This is a genomic window from Streptomyces alkaliterrae (assembly GCF_007097205.2).
In the GTDB taxonomy this organism is placed as follows: Bacteria; Actinomycetota; Actinomycetes; order Streptomycetales; family Streptomycetaceae; genus Streptomyces; species Streptomyces alkaliterrae.
The window spans coordinates 1-460 of sequence record NZ_VJYK02000714.1 but is presented as its reverse complement, the minus strand read 5'-3'; the positions used below and the strand labels follow the sequence as shown (position 1 = coordinate 460).

Sequence of the window (460 nt, the reverse complement as noted above, 5' to 3'; positions counted from 1 at the left end):
ATCTTGCTCCAGTCCAGCTTCTCGAACAGGCCTTCGTCACAACCGCGGCCGATGTCGCCCGATTCCACTTCCACGACGTCCCAGTTGACGTGCTTGGCTTCCACCATAGCCTTGATCTTGGCCTGCTCGCCGTTGTACTCGACCACGGTGACCTTGTTACCGGTCTGCGCCTCGAACGGCTTGTTGAAGGCGGCCTTCTGTGCGTCACCATTGGCGCCGCCGAAGTTCACAACGGTGATTTCCGCAGCGTGCGCGCCGAATGCGATGGCGAATGCGCCGGCAAGCACGGACAGACGCGTCTTTGTGATGTGTTTCATTCCTGGCTCCTCTTATTGGCGTGTGGGTACAACGTGTGGTCGAGGCATGCGGGCAGGGCTGCCCGCGTGCGTCATGCAAAAACGCGCAGATGTTCGGGTGCGAACTCAAGCTGGATCGGTGCGCCGGGCGCGAAGCCTTCGAG

The 460-nt window shown here is 60.9% G+C and carries 1 protein-coding gene; it reads right to left on the bottom strand.

Going from position 1 to position 460, the window contains the following annotated elements:
* Positions 1-317 (bottom strand): extracellular solute-binding protein (locus tag FNX44_RS30170; RefSeq protein ID WP_153507827.1); only part of this gene is annotated, 317 nt, incomplete at its 3' end.
* Positions 318-460: the final 143 nt, after the last annotated feature.